This is a genomic window from Janthinobacterium aquaticum (genome assembly GCF_009208565.1).
Lineage (GTDB): Bacteria > Pseudomonadota > Gammaproteobacteria > Burkholderiales > Burkholderiaceae_D > Janthinobacterium.
The window spans coordinates 246,449-264,968 of record NZ_WFLK01000003.1 but is presented as its reverse complement, the minus strand read 5'-3'; the positions used below and the strand labels follow the sequence as shown (position 1 = coordinate 264,968).

At 60.5% G+C, this 18,520-nt stretch carries 18 protein-coding genes; 9 read left to right on the top strand and 9 right to left on the bottom strand.

What is annotated here, in order from left to right; translation table 11 throughout:
* Positions 1-12 precede the first annotated feature (12 nt).
* Positions 13-1,059 carry a phosphoribosylformylglycinamidine cyclo-ligase gene (purM, locus tag GCM43_RS06690; protein ID WP_152242741.1) on the top strand — a complete coding sequence of 349 codons (1,047 nt, stop codon included), beginning with the start codon at positions 13-15 and terminating at the stop codon, positions 1,057-1,059.
* A 102-nt stretch (positions 1,060-1,161) separates the two neighbouring features.
* Here purM and GCM43_RS06685 read toward each other — a convergent pair whose 3' ends face one another.
* From GCM43_RS06685 to GCM43_RS06660, 7 genes are all read right to left on the bottom strand, one after another.
* A complete protein-coding gene (locus GCM43_RS06685) occupies positions 1,162-2,391 on the bottom strand; it encodes a 6-phosphofructokinase (protein WP_152242740.1) in 1,230 nt (409 codons plus the stop codon).
* A 32-nt stretch (positions 2,392-2,423) separates the two neighbouring features.
* Positions 2,424-2,585, bottom strand: coding sequence for a hypothetical protein (locus tag GCM43_RS25790; protein ID WP_193315559.1), 162 nt, complete (start codon positions 2,583-2,585; stop codon positions 2,424-2,426).
* Positions 2,586-2,645: 60 nt separating this feature from the next.
* Positions 2,646-4,691 carry a S9 family peptidase gene (locus tag GCM43_RS06680; protein WP_152242739.1) on the bottom strand — a complete coding sequence of 682 codons (2,046 nt, stop codon included), beginning with the start codon at positions 4,689-4,691 and terminating at the stop codon, positions 2,646-2,648.
* Between the two features lie 107 nt (positions 4,692-4,798).
* Positions 4,799-6,847 (bottom strand): sodium:solute symporter family protein, encoded by a 2,049-nt coding sequence (locus tag GCM43_RS06675; RefSeq protein ID WP_152242738.1) that lies wholly within the window; start codon positions 6,845-6,847, stop codon positions 4,799-4,801.
* Positions 6,844-7,134, bottom strand: a complete 291-nt coding sequence (locus tag GCM43_RS06670; RefSeq protein ID WP_152242737.1) for a DUF4212 domain-containing protein — start codon at positions 7,132-7,134, stop codon at positions 6,844-6,846. The genes GCM43_RS06675 and GCM43_RS06670 overlap by 4 nt, the downstream gene beginning before the upstream one ends.
* Entirely contained in the window at positions 7,127-8,674 is a 1,548-nt protein-coding gene (locus GCM43_RS06665; RefSeq protein ID WP_413770931.1) for a sensor histidine kinase, read from the bottom strand. The genes GCM43_RS06670 and GCM43_RS06665 overlap by 8 nt, the downstream gene beginning before the upstream one ends.
* Complete coding sequence (locus GCM43_RS06660) at positions 8,671-9,390, bottom strand: response regulator (protein ID WP_152242736.1); 720 nt, start codon at positions 9,388-9,390, stop codon at positions 8,671-8,673. The genes GCM43_RS06665 and GCM43_RS06660 overlap by 4 nt, the downstream gene beginning before the upstream one ends.
* A 198-nt stretch (positions 9,391-9,588) precedes the next feature.
* Here GCM43_RS06660 and recA point away from each other — a divergent pair, with 198 nt between their 5' ends.
* The 7 genes from recA (at position 9,589) to GCM43_RS06625 (ending at position 16,678) form a co-directional block, all read left to right on the top strand.
* Positions 9,589-10,683 carry a recombinase RecA gene (gene recA, locus GCM43_RS06655; RefSeq protein ID WP_152242735.1) on the top strand — a complete coding sequence of 365 codons (1,095 nt, stop codon included), beginning with the start codon at positions 9,589-9,591 and terminating at the stop codon, positions 10,681-10,683.
* Positions 10,684-10,923: 240 nt separating this feature from the next.
* Complete coding sequence (gene recX, locus GCM43_RS06650) at positions 10,924-11,382, top strand: recombination regulator RecX (RefSeq protein WP_152242734.1); 459 nt, start codon at positions 10,924-10,926, stop codon at positions 11,380-11,382.
* Positions 11,383-11,476: 94 nt separating this feature from the next.
* Positions 11,477-13,015 carry a class I SAM-dependent methyltransferase gene (locus GCM43_RS06645; RefSeq protein WP_152242733.1) on the top strand — a complete coding sequence of 513 codons (1,539 nt, stop codon included), beginning with the start codon at positions 11,477-11,479 and terminating at the stop codon, positions 13,013-13,015.
* A 284-nt stretch (positions 13,016-13,299) separates the two neighbouring features.
* Positions 13,300-13,860: a DUF2889 domain-containing protein gene (locus GCM43_RS06640; RefSeq protein ID WP_152242732.1), complete on the top strand. Its 561-nt coding sequence runs from the start codon at positions 13,300-13,302 to the stop codon at positions 13,858-13,860.
* 72 nt (positions 13,861-13,932) lie between these two features.
* Positions 13,933-15,102, top strand: coding sequence for an ADP-forming succinate--CoA ligase subunit beta (sucC, locus tag GCM43_RS06635; RefSeq protein ID WP_152242731.1), 1,170 nt, complete (start codon positions 13,933-13,935; stop codon positions 15,100-15,102).
* Between the two features lie 13 nt (positions 15,103-15,115).
* Positions 15,116-15,997 (top strand): succinate--CoA ligase subunit alpha, encoded by an 882-nt coding sequence (sucD, locus tag GCM43_RS06630; protein ID WP_152242730.1) that lies wholly within the window; start codon positions 15,116-15,118, stop codon positions 15,995-15,997.
* 216 nt (positions 15,998-16,213) lie between these two features.
* The gene (locus GCM43_RS06625; RefSeq protein WP_152242729.1) at positions 16,214-16,678 is read left to right on the top strand and encodes a pilin; all 465 of its coding nucleotides are present in this window, start codon (positions 16,214-16,216) and stop codon (positions 16,676-16,678) included.
* A gap of 15 nt (positions 16,679-16,693) precedes the next feature.
* Here GCM43_RS06625 and GCM43_RS06620 read toward each other — a convergent pair whose 3' ends face one another.
* The gene (locus GCM43_RS06620) at positions 16,694-17,422 is read right to left on the bottom strand and encodes a flagellar brake protein (RefSeq protein WP_152242728.1); all 729 of its coding nucleotides are present in this window, start codon (positions 17,420-17,422) and stop codon (positions 16,694-16,696) included.
* Positions 17,423-17,585: 163 nt separating this feature from the next.
* On the opposite strand from GCM43_RS06620, the gene GCM43_RS06615 reads away from it, so the two are divergent.
* The gene (locus tag GCM43_RS06615) at positions 17,586-17,954 is read left to right on the top strand and encodes a DUF6713 family protein (protein ID WP_152242727.1); all 369 of its coding nucleotides are present in this window, start codon (positions 17,586-17,588) and stop codon (positions 17,952-17,954) included.
* 13 nt (positions 17,955-17,967) lie between these two features.
* Here GCM43_RS06615 and moaC read toward each other — a convergent pair whose 3' ends face one another.
* Entirely contained in the window at positions 17,968-18,474 is a 507-nt protein-coding gene (gene moaC, locus GCM43_RS06610) for a cyclic pyranopterin monophosphate synthase MoaC (protein ID WP_152242726.1), read from the bottom strand.
* Positions 18,475-18,520 lie beyond the last annotated feature (46 nt).

The window sequence follows — 18,520 nt, the reverse complement described above, 5'->3', positions numbered from 1 at the left end:
TGCCACCACACCATGAACCAGACCTCCAATGTTTCTCTCTCCTACCGTGACGCTGGCGTCGATATCGATGCAGGCGACGCTCTAGTCGAAGCCATCAAGCCGTTTGCCAAGCGTACCCTGCGCGAAGGCGTGATGGGCGGCCTTGGCGGTTTTGGCGCCATGTTCGAGATCAGCAAGAAATACAAGGAGCCAGTACTGGTTTCGGGTACCGACGGCGTGGGCACCAAGCTGCGCCTGGCGTTCGAGCTGAACCGCCATGACACGGTCGGCATCGACCTGGTGGCCATGAGCGTCAACGACATCCTGGTGCAGGGCGCCGAGCCGCTGTTCTTCCTCGACTACTTCGCCTGCGGCAAGCTTGACGTGGCCATTGCCACCGACGTCATCAAGGGCATCGCCCAAGGTTGCGAACAAGCGGGTTGCGCGCTGATCGGTGGCGAAACGGCGGAAATGCCGAGCATGTACCCAGCCGGCGAATACGACCTGGCCGGTTTTGCCGTTGGCGCCGTGGAAAAATCGCAGATTATCGACGGCACCAAGATCGCCGCCGGCGACGTGGTGCTGGGTCTGGCCTCGTCGGGCGTGCACTCGAACGGTTACTCGCTGGTGCGCAAGATCATCGAAGTGGCCAAGCCTGATCTGGAAGGCGACTTCCACGGCCGTAAACTGGCCGACGTACTGATGCAGCCAACTCGCATCTACGTCAAGCCGCTGCTGGCGCTGATGGCCTCGATGGAAGTCAAGGGCATGGTGCACATCACCGGTGGCGGCCTGGTGGAAAACATTCCACGCGTGCTGCAGCCTGGCCTGGTGGCCGAGCTGGACTCGACAGGCTGGACGCTGCCACCGCTGTTTACGTGGCTGCAACAGCACGGCGGCGTGGCTGACGCAGAAATGCACCGCGTATTTAACTGCGGCATTGGCATGACGGTCATCGTGTCGAAAGAAAACGCGGCTGCGGCGATTGCCCAGCTCGAAGCGGCTGGCGAAACCGTCTATACCATCGGCACCATCCGCGCGCGCGTCGGTGACGAGCACCAGACCATCGTGAAATCGTAGGTCGGATTAGGCCCCGCAGGGGCCGTAATCCGACAACATTGTTAGCGTCAGCGCTGTTGTCGGATTACGGCCGAGAGGCCTGATCCGACCTGCGCGCATGGTTCAACCCGGCCGCAACACTTTTTTCACCGGCTGCGCACGCAGGCGAAACGCATCCGGCATTTTCGAGCCCAGCAGCGGGCGCAGGTAGAGCCGGAAGGCGTCGGTCACGTCGGTGCCGCTGTCGCTGATAAAGGCGTCGTCCATGGTGCGCGTCTTGCCGGCGACGTCCGACAGCGGCAGCAGTTCATAGTCGACCGAGTAAAAGCCGGTGCGCTTGATGGCCACCGAGCCGTCGCGGTCGCCCCACATGGCGTACTGCACGGCTTTTTCGCCGACCTCGCGCGCTTCGCGCTGGTCCACATCCGAGACGCAGCCGATAAACGAGCGCTGCAGGTAGCCAAACGTATCGCCGCGCACGCGCTTGATGCCCAGCCTGGCCTTGATGGCGTCGCACAGCAGGTCGGCCAGCGCGCCGGTGCCCGACAGCTGTACATTGCCATGCGCATCGCGCTCGACTTCGCCGCCGGTCTGGCTGGCCAGCAGGCTGGCGATCGGTTCGCCCGAGCCGTCGTGGATGCCTTCGGACACGGCGATCACGCAGCGCCCATATTTTTGATAAACAGCTTTGACATCGGCCAGGAAGTTTTCCAGCACAAACACGCGTTCGGGCAGGTAGATCAGGTGCGGGCCATCGTCGGGGAACTTCTTGCCCAGCGCCGAGGCCGCCGTCAGGAAACCGGCATGGCGGCCCATCACCACGCCCACATACACGCCGGGCAGGGCGGCGTTGTCGAGGTTGGCGCCGGCAAACGCCTGCGCGACAAAACGCGCCGCCGATGGAAAGCCCGGCGTATGGTCGCTGCCGACCAGGTCGTTGTCGATGGTCTTGGGAATATGGATGCAGCGCAGCGGGTAGCCGGCCTTGTGCGCTTCTTCGCTGACAATGCGCACCGTATCGGACGAATCATTGCCGCCGATATAGAAGAAATGCTCGATCTCATGCGCGCGCAGCACCTCGAAAATCTGCTGGCAGTAGGCGATATCGGGCTTGTCGCGGGTCGAACCCAAGGCTGAAGATGGCGTGGCCGCCACCAGTTCGAGGTTGTGGCTGGTTTCCTGCGTCAGGTCGACAAACTCTTCATTGATAATGCCGCGCACGCCGTGCAGCGCGCCATAGACGCGCGTCACATGCTGGAAGCGGCGCGACTCCAGCACCACGCCGACCAGCGACTGGTTGATAACGGCGGTGGGGCCGCCTCCTTGCGCAACAAGAATTTTTCCGGACGGCATAGGAACTCCTGGCAGGTGGGGAAACCCCGAGACTACTCTCTTTTTGCCGCCGCGCTGTTGTTGCCGATATGGCGGCCCAGGAATTGTTCCACCCGGCTCCAGAAATCAATCTGCGTGGTGGGCTGTGACCAGCCGTGGCCTTCCTTGTGTACACCACCTATCAGCCATTTTCGCTGAAAATGCAATAGTGTCATACAGCATTCCTGACAGGCTGGAGCCAGGGGACAGGGCGCCATCAAGGCGCCCCGTGATTGCTACTGTGCAGCAGCCGTCGAGGAACCAGTCACTGCAGCCGGCCCGATACTGTGCTCCAGGAATTTTTCGGCGCGTGTCCAGAAGTCGATATTGTTTTTCGGCAGGGCCCAGCCATGACCTTCCTCCTGGTAGACAACCCATTCGACGTAGGGGTTGTTTTTCTTCACGGCCTCATAAAAAGTGCGGCCATGGCTGATCGGTACGCGCCGGTCGGAACCGCCGTAGCCCAGCAGTAACGGCTGCTTGATGCGCGCGGCCTGGTTCAGCGGCGACGTCGCGCTCAACTGAGCCGCATCGGCGACTGGGTCGCCGACCATGTCTTTCATACCGTATTTTTTATAAGATTCACTGAGGTCGGAATCACCGGTCCAGTGACCGTCACGCATCATATTGATATCGGTAACACCAACCCAGTTGATACCGCACTTGAACAGGTCAGGGTCATTGAGCAATCCCATCAACGTTGAATAGCCGCCATAGCTTGCGCCAGCGATGCAAATACGTTGCGGATCGGCGTAGCCTTTGGCAATGGCCCAGCGTGCGCCGTCGGCGATGTCATCCTGCATCTTCAGGCCCCATTGCTTCCAGCCTGCCTTGTAGTGTGCTGCGCCGTAGCCGGTGCTGCCGCGATAATCCGGTTCCAGTACGGCATAGCCGCGGGAGGCAAGAAACTGCGTTTCCGGATTCCAGTTCCAATGGCCGCCGCGTACCCATGGTCCGCCATGCACCATCACAATCATGGGCAGATTCTTGGCGCTCCTGCCCTTGGGCAGGGTGAGGTAGGCAGGAATTTCCAGGCCGTCACGCGCCTTGTAGCGCACTATGGTCTTGTGCGACATGCGCAAGGGATCAATGGCTGGGTGGGTACCGCCCAGTGGCATCAGTACGCCGGTTTCCGTGTTGTAGATCAGGGCAGCTCCTGGTTCGACATCGGATTGCGCAGTGACAAGGACGAAGGGGGTTTCCGAGCGGCTTGCCACGGACAAAATATTGGCCGTGGTTGGCAGCAGGGCATCGATTTTTTCCTGCAGCGCCTGCATGGATTTGTCGTACCAGATGGTGCCCAAGGCATCGGTTTCGTAGCGCAGCCCCAGCAATTTCTGAGCATTGCGTACTGGCTGACCGGTGAAGTCGTAGCCTGGCGTATCGGCCAGTGGCGTATCTTTCATGGTGCCTGTCTTGAGGTCATACAAGTACAGAGCCGTTGTTCCCTGGTAGTTGGCACGCACGTAAAGATTACCCGCCGCGTCGAAAAATGCCGGTTCAAAATCGCCTTTCTTGGGATGAAAGATATCGCTCTCGTGCAAGACACGCCATGCGCTGTCGGCATTATCGCGATAGTGGATGGTGCTGGTCTTGTCATCGGAGGTGTAGGCGAGGCGTACTTCATTGTTCTGGTCCATTAACCAGCCCTGCGCGCCGTTGATCGAAGCGACCGGTTTGCTGATGCCGGTTGCCGTATTCAGGCGTTGCACGACGCTGCCAGGTTTGCCGGTTGCACTGAAACGCGTTTCGGTCACAAAGATATCGTCGCTATCGGGAGTCGTGACGGTACTTAGCAGCCGGGTATTGGCACTCATCAATGCGCGCGAACTGCTCAGGCTCTTGGTTGAAAAAGTATTGCTGACCAACTGGCGGTAGTTGCTACCGTCGATATTGATGGCATAGAGGCCTGGTCCATATTGTACGTCGCCCTGGGCAATCTGGCGGTCAGCCACGCTGTAGACAAGCCGCTGGTTGTTAACCCAGGCTATGCTGGCAATATCAGCGTCTTCGAAAGAAGTCAGGCCGCTCACTTTCATGCTGGGCAGCTGCACCGTGTAGAGTTGTACGCGACCACCTTTGGCGCTGACCAGTACGGCAAGATGACGACCATCCGGCGAGATGACTGCACCACTGAATGCCGAGTTGTTGAAAAAATCGGCGATCGGGATCGTGGTGGACGGTGCAGTTTGCTGGTTATCAGCCAGAACCGGCAGTGCAATCGATGTACTGAGTAACAAGGCGCTGATGGTCAGCGTAAAACGAACCAGACTGAACTGCATGGACACTCCTTTTTGGGATAGTAAAAATAATATTTATTTTTATACTGTTTCCCCTAGGCTATCATTTCATTGTGGATTTATCCAGTGCAAGCACCATATTCATTTTGTCATTCCGGCGTATGGATATAGTCCACCAGCCCGACGCAGCGTGCTGCCGGCGGCGGCGTGACCGAGCTGACGACGAAGTTGGCCAGCAGGCCGGCCGGCACGCCAAAGATGCCGGCGGCAATCGGCGCGATATGGAACCACTGGCCGGCTGGTCCGCCGCCCAGCAGCGGGCTGGCGTGCAGCATGTAGTACAGGCAGACGCCGAAGCCGGCCAGCATGCCGGCCACCGCGCCGTAATGGTTGGCGCGGCGCCAGAATACGCCCAGCACCAGCGCCGGGAACAGGGTCGAGGCCGCCAGTGAAAAGGCAATGCCGACCAGCGACAAGATATCGGCCGGCTTTTGCGAAGCCGCATAGGCGGCAATAAAGGCCACCGCCAGCAGCAGCAGCTTGGAGATGGTGACGCGCTTCTGTGTCGAGGCGGTCGGGTCGACCACCTTGTAATAGATATCGTGCGACAGGGCGTTGGAGATGGCCAGCAGCAGGCCGTCAGCGGTCGACAGCGCGGCAGCCAGGCCGCCAGCTGCCACCAGGCCGGAAATCACATAGGGCAGGCCGGCGATCTCGGGCGTGGCCAGCACCAGCACATCGGGATCGATCACGATCTCGGCCAGTTGCACGATGCCGTCGCGATTGACGTCGACGATGCTGATCAAAGGGCTGAACTTGTCGACATTGGCCCAGTACGAGACCCAGGTCGGCAGCTGCGCATACTGGGTGCCGACCAGCGCCGAATAGATATCGTACTTGACCAGCACCGCCAGCGCGGGAATGGTGAGGTAGATCAGCAGGATAAAGAACAGCGTCCAGAACACCGACACCCGCGTTTCATGCACCGAGGGCGTGGTATAGGAGCGCATCAATATATGCGGCAGCGCGGCCGTGCCCAGCATCATGCAAAACACCAGCGCCAGGAAATTGTTGCGCTTGATATCGGACTGGGCGCGGTCGGGCGCCGGGAACGGCTGCGCATGCGGCGTAATCGGCTCGGCGCGCTTCAGATTGACGGCCAGCGCGTTCTCCCACAGCGTGCGCGCCTCATCCGGGCTTTTCGGATAAGCGAGCAGGTAGCGTTCGGCATTGCGGATATCGAACAGCGACGCGTTGCGCTGGCGCAGCTTGTCGAGCTGCTTCTGCGCCGCCTGGCGACCCTGCTCCCACGACGCCGGCAGGCCATCGATACCGGCTTGATAGTTGCGCGCGCGCTGGGCGTAGATGGCGCGCACCTGCTGCTCCTTCGGGTCTTGCTCCAGCAAATGTTCGCGCGCGCTCAACTGCGGCAGCACCTTGCCGTAGGCGATCTGCGGCACCGGATTGTCGGCATGCTTGACCGACAGCCACATGGCCGGGATCAGAAAGGCCACCAGGATAATGATGTACTGCGCCACCTGGGTCCAGGTAATGGCGCGCATGCCGCCCAGGAACGAGCAGACCAGGATGCTGGCCAGGCCGAGGAAAATGCCGACCGAAAAATCGACGCCAGTAAAGCGCGAGGCGATCAGGCCGACCGCATAGATCTGCGCCACCACATACGTAAACGACACTATGATGGTGGCAATCACGGCCAGCACGCGCACCAGTGCACCGCGCCCGTCGCCGCCGCTGGCGTAGCGCGCGGCCAGAAAGTCGGGGATCGTGTACTGGCCGAACTTGCGCAAATAAGGCGCAATGAGCAGCGCCACCAGGCAGTAACCGCCGGTCCAGCCCATGATGAAGGCCAGGCCGTCGAAGCCGTTCAGGTACAGCCCGCCTGCCAGGCTGATAAAGCTGGCCGCGGAAATCCAGTCGGCAGCGGTGGCCATGCCGTTGAACACGGCTGGCACGCGCCGTCCCGCCACATAGTATTCGGTAACGTTGGAGGTGCGGCTGATCACGCCGATGGTGGCGTACAAAATAATGGTGGCAAACATGAACAGATAGCCGATCCACACGCGCGGCATGCCTTCCTGTTCCAGCATGGCCAGCGCCACCAGGAAGGCGGCAAAGCCGGCCGTAAACAGCAGGTAATACTTGCGCAGGCGCATGAAAAAAGCACGCTGGGTGGTCATGCCTGTTGCTCCTGTATCGCGTCGCGGAACGCCTGGTCCAGGCGGCGCATGCGCCAGGCATACACGCCGATAATGGACAGGTAGATCAGCGAGGCGCCCTGCGCCGCCATATAAAACGGCAGCGGCCAGCCAAACAGGTTCAGATGCAGCAGTTCGCGCGCGTAGAACACGGTCAGGAAACCGGTCAGCAACCATACCAGCAGCAAGATGGCGGTCAGGCGGCGCGTGGCGCGCCAGTGCGCGGCGCGGCGTGCCAGCAGGGCGCTGCGCTCAAGCGATTTATCCATAGGTCACATCGTCTTCGGTGGGGGCGGCGGGTGGCAGCAGGGGCAGTGCCAGGCGCAGCAGCGTGCCCGGCAGCTTGGGCGACTGGGCGCGCGGATTGTTGAAAATATCGATTTCGGCGCCGTGTTGCTGAGCAATTTCACGCACGATGGCCAGGCCCAGGCCGCTGCCGTCGACATTGCTGCCGAGAATGCGATAAAAGCGTTCAAACACCTGCGCGCGCTCGGCCTGGGGAATGCCGGGGCCGGTGTCTTCCACTTCCAGGATGGCCTGCTCCAGGGTGGCGCGCACGCGCACTGTCACGCTGCCGCCGGACGGCGTGTAGCGCAGCGCATTGTCGATCAGGTTGCTCAGCAGTTCACGCAGCATGATGGCGTTGCCCATGATGATCACCGGTTGTTCGGGCTGCTCGAAGCCCAGGTCAATCTGTTGGGCAAACGAGGCCGGCACCCAGTCCTGCACCACGGCCAGCGCCAGTTCGTTCAGCGCCAGCGGCGCGAAGGCGGCGCCGGCCTGGGGCTGGTTTTCCGCGCGCGCCAGCGCCAGCAGCTGGTTGACCAGGCGCGTGGCCGCTTCCGAACTCCTGGCCAGTTGCTCGAGCGAGCGATGAATTTCGCCTTGGTCGGTCTGGCGCAGTGCCAGCTCGGACTGCATGCGCATGCCGGCCAGCGGGGTTTTCATCTGGTGCGCGGCGTCGGCAATAAAGCGCTTTTGCATATCGATCGACAGCGACAGGCGCGCCAGCATCTCGTTGAGCGAGCCGACCAGCGGCGTGATTTCCTCGGGCACCTGGCCCGATTCGATCGGACTCAAGTCATCGGGCGGACGCGCGCGGATGCGTTCCTGCAGCTGCGCCAGCGGCGACAGGCCGCGCGCCAGCGCAAACCACACCAGCGCCAGAATAATCGGCAGGATAATAAACTGCGGCAAGATCACGCCCTTGATGATTTCATTGGCCAGCTGGGCGCGCTTTTCCAGCGTTTCGGCCACCTGTACCAGCGCGCGGCGCGGCTCTTCGCCGGGCGGCGCCGGCATGTCCAGATAGGAAAACGCCACCCGCACCGGGGTGCCGTGGATATTATCGTTGCGAAACAGTACCGTGCTGCTGCGGTAGCGGTCGGGGTCTTGCGGCGGCGGCAAATCGCGGTCGCCGGCCACATAGCCGCCGCGCTCGTTCTGGATCAGGTAATACACGGCGTCGACATCGTCGCTGCGCAAAAAATCGCGTGCGTTGGCACCCGAGCGCCCGGGCAGCTGGCTGCTCAGTTTCCCGTCTGCCTGCTTGACCTGTTGCGTCAGCATGGTGACGTTATCTTCCAGCGCATGGTCGAACGGCTGGTTGGCGATGCTTTTGGCGACCAGGTAGGTAATGGCGATGCTCATCGGCCACAGCAGCAGCAGCGGCGCCAGCATCCAGTCGAGAATTTCACCGAACAGCGAGTGCTGGATGATATCGTCGGGCTCGTTGAGGGGCGGCTCGAACCACTCCTCGTCGGCCAGGCTGTCGCTGGCCTGGCCGGCTGGCGCTGCCGGCGGTTTCACTTGCTGGCGCTACCGGCCGCATCGGTCGCCAGCGCCTGGGCGCGCGCTTCCGAGAATTTTTCCAGACAGTAGCCCAGGCCGCGCACGGTGGCGATGCGGATGCCGCCCACTTCGATTTTCTTGCGCAGCCGGTGCACATACACTTCGATGGCGTTGTTCGATACCTCTTCGCCCCACTCGCACAGATGGTCGACCAGTTGCTCCTTCGATACCAGGCGCCCGGTGCGGCCCAGCAAAATTTCCAGCAGCCCCAGTTCGCGCGCCGACAAGTCCAGCATCTGGTCGTTGATATAGGCGCTGCGCCCCACCTGGTCGTAGCTGAGCGGGCCGTGCTTGATGATGGTGGCGCCGCCGCCGGCGCCGCGGCGGGTCAGGGCGCGCACTCTTGCCTCCAGTTCGGACAAGGCAAACGGCTTGGCCATATAATCATCGGCACCGAGGTCCAGTCCTTTGACGCGCTGCTCGATCGAGTCGGCGGCCGTCAGGATCAGCACCGGCAGCAGTGAAGCGCGCGCGCGCAGGCGGCGCAGCACTTCGAGGCCAGACAGCTTGGGCAGGCCGAGGTCGAGGATCAGCAGGTCGAATTCCTGGGTGGACAAGGCCGTGTCGGCCTCCTGGCCATTCTTGACATAATCGATGGCGTAGCCGGACTGGCGCAGCGAGCGCGTCAGTCCATCGGCCAGGACGCTGTCATCTTCGGCAAGTAATATACGCATGTGTCACTTTCTCGGCGTGCATCTGGAAGGCTGTATTGTGTTTTATTTTTCGCAAGGTGGCGAGTCTTTCTGAAAATCGCGCCTTGTAATGATCTGTTTCAAATCAATGGCAGGTTTCGCTTGCCTTAAGCACTGTTTTTTTATACAGTAGTGTCTGTAACGAATTTAACTCACGCGCCGTCAGGCCGAAAGAACACAATGGACGATAAAAAAGCTGTAGTACCCGCATCGGAAAAAGCCAAAGCACTGGCTGCCGCACTGGCACAGATCGAGAAGCAGTTTGGCAAAGGTTCGGTCATGCGCATGGATTCAAGCGCACCGATCGAAGAAGTGCAAGTCGTATCAACCGGTTCGCTCGGCCTCGATATCGCGCTGGGCGTAGGTGGCTTGCCGCGCGGTCGCGTGGTGGAAATCTACGGCCCGGAGTCCTCGGGTAAAACCACGCTGACGCTGCAAACCATTGCTGAGATGCAAAAACTGGGCGGCACCTGCGCCTTTATCGACGCCGAGCATGCGCTTGACGTTGGCTATGCGCAAAAGCTGGGCGTCAACCTGCATGAACTGCTGATCTCGCAGCCCGACACGGGCGAGCAGGCGCTGGAAATCTGCGATGCGCTGGTGCGCTCGGGCAGTGTCGACCTGGTCGTGATCGACTCGGTGGCGGCACTGACGCCACGCGCCGAGATCGAAGGCGACATGGGCGATTCGCTGCCAGGCCTGCAGGCACGTTTGATGTCGCAGGCGCTGCGCAAGCTGACCGGCTCGATCAACCGCACCAACACGCTGGTTATTTTCATTAACCAGATTCGCATGAAGATCGGCGTGATGTTCGGCAGCCCGGAAACGACCACCGGCGGCAATGCGCTGAAATTCTACGCTTCGGTACGCCTCGATATCCGCCGCACCGGCTCGATCAAGTCCGGCGACGAAGTGATCGGCAACGAAACCAAGGTCAAGGTCGTCAAGAACAAGATCGCGCCACCGTTCAAGGAAGCCCATTTCGATATCCTGTACGGCGCCGGCACCTCGCGCGAAGGCGAAATCCTCGACCTGGGATCGGATGCCAAGATCGTCGAAAAAGCCGGTTCGTGGTACAGCTACAACGGCGAACGCATCGGCCAGGGCAAGGACAACGCCCGCGCCTTCCTGCAAGAGCGTCCGGCACTGGCGCGCGAGATTGAAAACAAGGTGCGCGCCTCGCTGGGCGTGCGCGAACTGCCGCCACTGGCTGCCGAGAAGCCTGAAAAGGCTGACAAAGCTGAAAAAGTCGAAAAGGCAAGCAAGCCCGAGTAGGTCGTGTAGGTCGCGTAGGTCGGATTAGGCCCCTCGGGCCGTAATCCGACAACATTGTTGGCGCTTATAGAAGGGCCTTATGTAGTTGTGTTGTTGTCGGATTACGGCCTGCGGCCTAATCCGACCTACGTAGCAAACACCGCCATCGCGGATGTTGTTGTTCATCGCCGCCAGCGCCCCGCGTCTGGCGGCGATTGTGTTTGGGTCGCAGTAACCGTTCATGAGAAAGAAGGTGGATATATGGCCAGAGTGCAATTGAGCCTGAAGGGCCGGGCCTTGCGCTTTCTGTCCATGCGCGAGCACAGCCGCATGGAACTGCGGCGCAAGCTGCAGCGCCATGCAGAAGAAGGCGACGACGTGGAAGCCCTGCTCGACAGCCTGGAACAGGCCAACTGGCTGTCGCAGGAGCGCTTTTCGGAGTCGTTGATCCACCGCCGCTCTGCGCGTTTCGGCAACAGCCGCATCATGGCCGAGCTGCAAAGCCACGGCATACAGGGTGAGGCGCTGCAGGAGCTGAAAGCCGGCCTGGCCGAAGGGGAAACCGAGCGCGCCTGCGAAGTGTGGCGTCGCAAGTTCGGCAGCGTGGCGCAGGACGCCGAACAGCGCAACAAGCAGATGCGCTTTTTGCTGCAGCGCGGTTTTTCACAGCGTGCCGTGCAAGTGGCGTTGAAAGGACTGGATCCAGACGACGAGCGATAATCGTTAACTTGCAGGCAAGAATCAGTTATTCTGCCCAGAGGCGGTGGCGCACGGTGCGTACCGGCACTTTTTACCATGGGATACTGGACACCTGATGAGCAACTGGCATGCCGGTTACACGGCCGAAACCGCATATACCTACGGCTATTACACGGAATTGAATCCCTTGCGCACGCAGTTGCTGCTGCTCAGCTGGGGCATACAGCCACCCAGGGTCAGCACTGCATGTGAGCTCGGGTTTGGCCAGGGCATGACCGTCAATATCCATGCCGCAGCGTCGGGTGTGCGCTGGTACGGCACCGATTTCAATCCGGCCCAGACTGCTTTTGCGCAGGAACTGGCCGAAGCCTCGGGCAATGGCGCCGTGCTGTCGGAGCAATCGTTCCAGGATTTTTGCGCCCGCAGCGACCTGCCTGATTTTGATTTCATCGCCCTGCACGGTATCTGGAGCTGGATCTCGCCGGAAAACCAGGCGCATATCAGCGACTTCCTGGCGCGTAAGCTCAAACCGGGCGGCGTGCTGTATATCAGCTACAACACGCAGGCAGGCTGGGCGGCGATGGCGCCGATCCGCGACCTGATGGAGCAGCACAGCCGCGTCATGAGCGCTCCCGGACACGATCCGCTGACACGCGTGGCCAGCGCCTTGTCCTTCGTCAATCGCATGATGGAGACCAAGCCGCGCTACCTGCAGGCCAATCCCACTATCGCCATGCGCTTGCAGCAGATCGGCGAGCAGGATCCGAATTACCTGTCGCACGAGTACTTCAATCATTACTGGCAGCCAGTGTCGTTTTCGGCCCTCAAGCCGGTGCTGGCGGCCGTCAAGCTCGAGTTTGCCGGTTCGGCCGCCTATGCCGACCATGTCGCGCCGCTCAATCTGTCGCCAGAACACCTGGACTTCCTGGCGCAGATTCCGGACGCCACTTTCCGCGAGAACACCGCCGACTTCCTGGTCAACCGCCAGTTCCGTCAGGATTACTGGGTCAAGGGCAGCCGCAGGCTGACCGCCCATGAGCAGGCCACCGCACTGCGCGCTGTACGGGTCCTGCTGGTGGCGCCAGTCGACCAGATCACCATGAGGGCTACCGGTGCCCTGGGCGAGGCCGAGATGGACCCGGCAGTCTATGAACCGCTGCTGGCACTGCTGGCTGATTACCAGCCCCATACCATCGGCGAACTGCTGCAGCGTTTGCCTGCCGATACCGCAGACCTGGGCAACTTTCTACAGATGCTGCTGGTGCTGGCGCACAAAACCTGTATCGCGGCGGTGCAGGATGAGGCTGCGATAGCGCTGGCGCGCCCGGTCACGACCAGGCTGAACCGGCATCTGCTGGAAAAGGCCCGGGGCCGTACCGATCTGGCTGCGCTGGCCAGTCCGGTAACCGGCGGTGGGGTCGGTGTGATGCATTTGCAACAGTTGTTCCTGCTGGCCAGACTGGAAGGCCATCAGGGCAGCGAGGCCTGGGCGGCCTTTGCCTGGCAGGTTTTCCGTGCACTGCAACAAACCGTAGTGCGCAACGGTACCGTACTGACGACGGCAGAAGATAACCTGGCCGAACTGGCCGTGCACGCGGAAAGCTTCCGCCTGCACGGGCTGCCGATCATGCAGGCCCTGGGCATCGTTGACTGAGGCCGTTGGCAAAGCCATTGTGCCGCAGCAGGGACAGTGATTTTTATGATAGCAATCATTCACAAATTGAATGACCTCAAGAAAGTCTCTGTTTTATATTTATAATTTTAAATATTTTTCACCCGGCATTGAAAGCATGTTGCGGCGCAACCGGGGCGCAATGTGCTACACTTTTAGGGTTTTTGCGGCGCCGCAGGTGCGGTTGCTGTTCGTAGAAGCTGCGAACGGCGTGCTTTATGCACATAGCTGCTTACTAAATTAGTCCGCGCAAGCGGCATCGGTCTATGCCCCTGTCAACTCCCGTCTCCCGGCGCGCCTTACGGCACTCCCGCGTTATCGACGTCCAAGCGTATGTGCGCGATGACGGCCTGTGGGATATTGACGCGCGCATTACCGACATCAAATCGTTCGACGCGACCCTGGCCTCCGGCCCGCGTCCCGCTGGCGCTCCCCTGCATGACCTCCATCTACGCATTACCGTTGATCACGAACTGACCATCGTCGAGGCTGAAGCTGCCTCCGATTCCGTGCCGTATCCCGGTTTTTGCGATACCATCGGCCCCGCTTACACGGCGCTGATTGGTCTGAATTTATTGAAGAATTTCCGCCGCGACTTGAAACAGCGCCTGGCGGGAATCGCTGGCTGTACGCATTTGACCGAACTGGCGCAAGTCTTGCCGACTGCGACGGTTCAGGCATTTGCCGGCGATGTCTGGTCGACCCGTGACGGTGCCAATGCTGATTTGCCGCATGAAAAGCCGTTTCAACTCGACAAATGTCATGCCCTGCGCACCGATGGCGGGGCGGTTGCACAGTATTACCCGCGCTGGGTAGCCAAAGCGTGATCCCGGCGTACCGCTGTTTTTTTTGCACCACTAACCGTATTTTTACAAATCAGTATCAGAAGGGAAGCCAGCATGAAAATCCATGAGTATCAAGCCAAAGAGATCCTCCGGCAGCACGGAGTGACGGTACCGCGCGGTATTGCGTGCATGTCCGTTGAAGAGGCAGTCAAGGCTGCGGAAACCCTGGGCGGCCCGGTGTGGGTTGTCAAGGCACAGATCCACGCAGGTGGCCGCGGCAAGGGCGGCGGCGTGAAAGTGGCGAAATCGATCGAACAGGTCAAAGAGTACGCTGACCAGATCATGGGCATGCAGCTGATCACGCATCAGACCAGCGCCGAAGGCCAGAAAGTCAACCGCCTGCTGGTGGAAGAAGGCGCCGACATCAAGCAGGAACTGTACGTTTCGCTGGTCACCGACCGCGTTACCCAGAAAATCGTCCTGATGGCCTCGTCCGAAGGCGGCATGGACATCGAAGAAGTGGCCGAGAGCCACCCTGAGAAAATCCACCACGTCACCATCGATCCGGGCACCGGCCTGACCGATGCCCAGGCAGACGACATCGCCACCAAAATCGGCGTGCCTGCCGGCTCGATCGCCGACGCGCGCGTCAACCTGCAAGGCCTGTACAAAGCCTACTGGGAAACCGACTGCTCGCTGGCCGAAATCAACCCGCTGATCGTGACCGGCAGCGGCAAGGTCATCGCCCTGGACGCCAAGTTCAACTTCGATCCGAACGCGCTGTTCCGTCACCCTGAAATCGTCGCCCTGCGCGATCTGGACGAAGAAGATCCAGCTGAAATCGAAGCGTCGAAATTCGACCTGGCCTACATTTCGCTCGACGGCAACATCGGCTGCCTGGTCAACGGCGCCGGCCTGGCCATGGCTACCATGGACACCATCAAACTGTTCGGCGGCGAGCCAGCCAACTTCCTGGACGTAGGCGGCGGTGCGACGGCAGAAAAAGTGACCGAAGCGTTCAAGATCATGTTGAAAAACCCAGGCCTGAAAGCCATCCTGGTCAACATTTTCGGCGGCATCATGCGTTGCGACGTGATCGCCGAAGGCGTGATCGCTGCGGTGAAAGCCGTGTCGCTGAACGTCCCGCTGGTGGTGCGCATGAAAGGCACCAACGAAGACCTGGGCAAAAAGATGCTGGCCGATTCCGGTCTGCCTATCATCGCAGCCGACACCATGGAAGATGCAGCCAAGAGCGTTGTTGCCGCTGCTGCCGGTCAAGCTTAATTAAGGAATCAACATGTCCATTCTGATCAATAAAGATACCAAAGTTGTCACCCAAGGGATTACCGGCAAGACCGGCCAGTTCCACACCCGCGGTTGCCGCGACTACGCGAACGGCAAAGCTGCCTTCGTGGCAGGCGTGAACCCGAAGAAAGCTGGCGAAGACTTCGAAGGCATTCCTATTTTCGCTAACGTTACCGAAGCGAAAAAAGAAACCGGCGCCAACGTGTCGGTCATCTACGTGCCGCCAGCAGGCGCAGCCGCTGCGATCTGGGAAGCTGTCGAAGCTGAAATGGATCTGGCCATTTGCATTACCGAAGGCATTCCAGTACGCGACATGATGGTGCTGAAAGACCGCATGGCCAAAGCCGGCAGCAAAACGCTGCTGCTGGGCCCTAACTGCCCAGGCTTGATCACCCCTGACGAAATCAAGATCGGCATCATGCCAGGTCACATCCATAAAAAAGGCCGTATCGGCGTGGTGTCGCGTTCGGGTACACTGACCTATGAAGCAGTCGGCCAACTGACCGCACTGGGCCTGGGCCAATCGTCGGCAGTCGGTATCGGCGGCGACCCGATCAACGGCCTGAAGCACATCGACGTGATGAAGATGTTCAACGACGATCCTGATACCGACGCGGTCATCATGATCGGCGAAATCGGTGGCCCTGACGAAGCCAATGCAGCCTATTGGATCAAGGACAACATGAAAAAGCCGGTGGTTGGCTTTATCGCTGGCGTGACCGCGCCTCCAGGCAAGCGCATGGGCCACGCCGGCGCGCTGATCTCGGGCGGCGCCGACACCGCGCAAGCCAAGCTGGAAATCATGGAAGCGTGCGGCATCACCGTCACCAAAAACCCGTCGGAAATGGCGCGTCTGCTGAAAGCCATGCTGTAATTGCAGCCTGTCTGACGTAGTACAAAAAAGGAGCTTCGGCTCCTTTTTTTATTGCCCGAACGGCTACGGCGATTCTGGTCGCGTGCGGACGATGATGGTCGCGGCGCGACAAAAAACGTCACTTTCGTTGCCGCCCGGCTTGCTTTGCCCCTGGACGCTGTTGGCACGGCGCTTGCACATCTACCTGCCAGCACATCTGCACACCGGGAGGAGACCATGCATACGCAAGCCGGATTTACCCTGATAGAACTGATGATCGTAGTGGCCATCGCCGGCATCCTGGCGGCCGTGGCGATACCGCAGTACAGCGACTACACCATGCGCGCCAAAGTCAGCAACGCGCTCGCTGCCGCCGCGCCGTTGAAAACGGCCGTGGCGCTATGCGTGCAGGAGCATGGCGGCGAAGCTGCTGCCTGCGCCACCACCACCGAGGCCGTGCCCACCGGCATTCCGGTTTTTACTCGCACGCGCGAAGTGGCCAGCGCCAGCGTCAGCCAGGGCAATATCGCGTTGTTGCTGGCGCCTGACCTGGGCGCCGATATCGGCGGCCAGACTATTACCATGAGCCTGGAGCCGGGCTCCAGCAGCCTGGCTTGGCGCAATAGCACTACTGTCACCAACACGGTCGCCAAAGAGGCGATCTTGCGCAACAATCCGCCAACGGTAGTGGCTTCCTTGTAAGTAGCTGGGCAGGCGCTAGACGATTTTCTGGCGGTCGGAAATCAGCGCCTCGTAGATCAGGTTCTGCAGCAGCGCATAATGGATGGCCTCCAGGTCGACAAACTGCAGGCCGTAGGTATAGACCTCATCGGCGCTGATGTCCGAGCCGGGCTTGCCCATGCTGACATTTTGCACGCGGGCGCGCGCCTCGATGCGCATCGGCCGCCGGTCCGGCGGCGCCAGCAGGGTAAAGGTCAGCGCCACGCCGTCGTCGTCGGGTGTAAGCATGCCAGGCGACTCGATCAGCGCGCCCGACACGCTGAGGTTGACGATCTGAATCGGTACCTGCGGCTGATCGCGGCAGGTCAGCTGCGCCGGCAGCGACACCTTCACGCGCATGGCCGTGCGCAAGCTGGTGCCTTCGATCACGTCGGGAAAGCTCACATGCACATAGTGCAATGGACGCCCGAACACGCGCAGCACGCTGCAGGAAAACGAGCAGACCGAAACGCCGGAAAACACGCGGATGGTCAGCTTGTCGCCCTCATCGAGGCCGATCGGCACGCCGTTCTCGATTGGCGTCTTGAGTATCAGGTAGTCGTCCTTGAGGTAGCCGATCACGCTGGAAAAATAGCGTAGCGGCTTGATGGTACGGTGCGTAATAAACTGGATGCGGCCACCGACCTGCAGATGCATGGCTTCGAACGGCAGCGCTTGCGGGGCGGTGTCCTTGCTGGCGGCTTGATTGGTGGCTTGACTGGTCATGGAGGCTCGTTTGCAGATTCGCAGATGGCTCTGCGGTAGTTTAGCAAAAGTGCATGCTGTGGCTTTATGCAAGATTCTATCTGCAACTGTTTTTTGCGGGCGCAGTTTTTCCGGCGTCCAATGACTGACTTACAATGGCGGCCTATTTCATTCAGGACACGCCATGGCCCGCAGCTATTTTTGGACAATGTTGTTTTTGATTTTGCACCAGATCGACGCCGCCTACTGGCACGAATGGGAGATGTTCCATCTGCCCGGCGGCGTGCAGGGCTATCTGGCGTTCAATTTTGCCGCGATTGCCGTCGTGCTGGTCGGCTATCGCCATGTGCTGACCAACACCCCGGGCGCGCGCCTGTTTGCCGTCATCTGCGCTGGACTTGGCATCGTGACTTTCGTGATACACGCCGGCTTTGCTGCAGCCGGCTCGGCGCAGTTCCATCTGCCGCTGTCAAAAGCGATTATCGCCCTGTGCCTGTGCTGCGCTATCCTGCTGCTGCGCGCCATGCGGCGCCGCCCGGTTGCGGCAAAGTAAGCGCTTGGAGGAGTTACAAAGCGGCCGTCCAGTCACCCGACTTCCCGCCATGCTTTTCCAGCACCCGCACATTGGTCATCACCATGCCACGGTCGACCGCCTTGCACATGTCGTAGATGGTCAACAGGCCCACCTGCACCGACGTGAGCGCCTCCATTTCCACGCCGGTCTTGCCGGTGGTATCGACCTGGACGCGGCAGTGCACGCTGTTGGCTGCTTCGTCGATCTCGAAATCGACCGTCACGCGCGTCAGTGCCAGCGGATGGCACAGGGGAATCAGGTCGCTGGTGCGCTTGGCGGCCATGATGGCGGCAATGCGGGCGATGCCCAGTACGTCGCCTTTCTTGGCGTTGCCGGAAATAATCAGCGCCAGCGTAGCCGGCTGCATGCGGATGGTGCCGGCGGCCACGGCGCTGCGGCGCGTGTCGTCCTTGCCGCCCACATCGACCATATGGGCCTGGCCGGCGGCGTCGAAGTGGGTCAGTTCGCCGCTGGCGGCGTGTGGATCTGCTGGGGTCATATTGTCTGTTCTGGAAAAAGGTTGGTGTAATTGCCGCGGGTTTGAA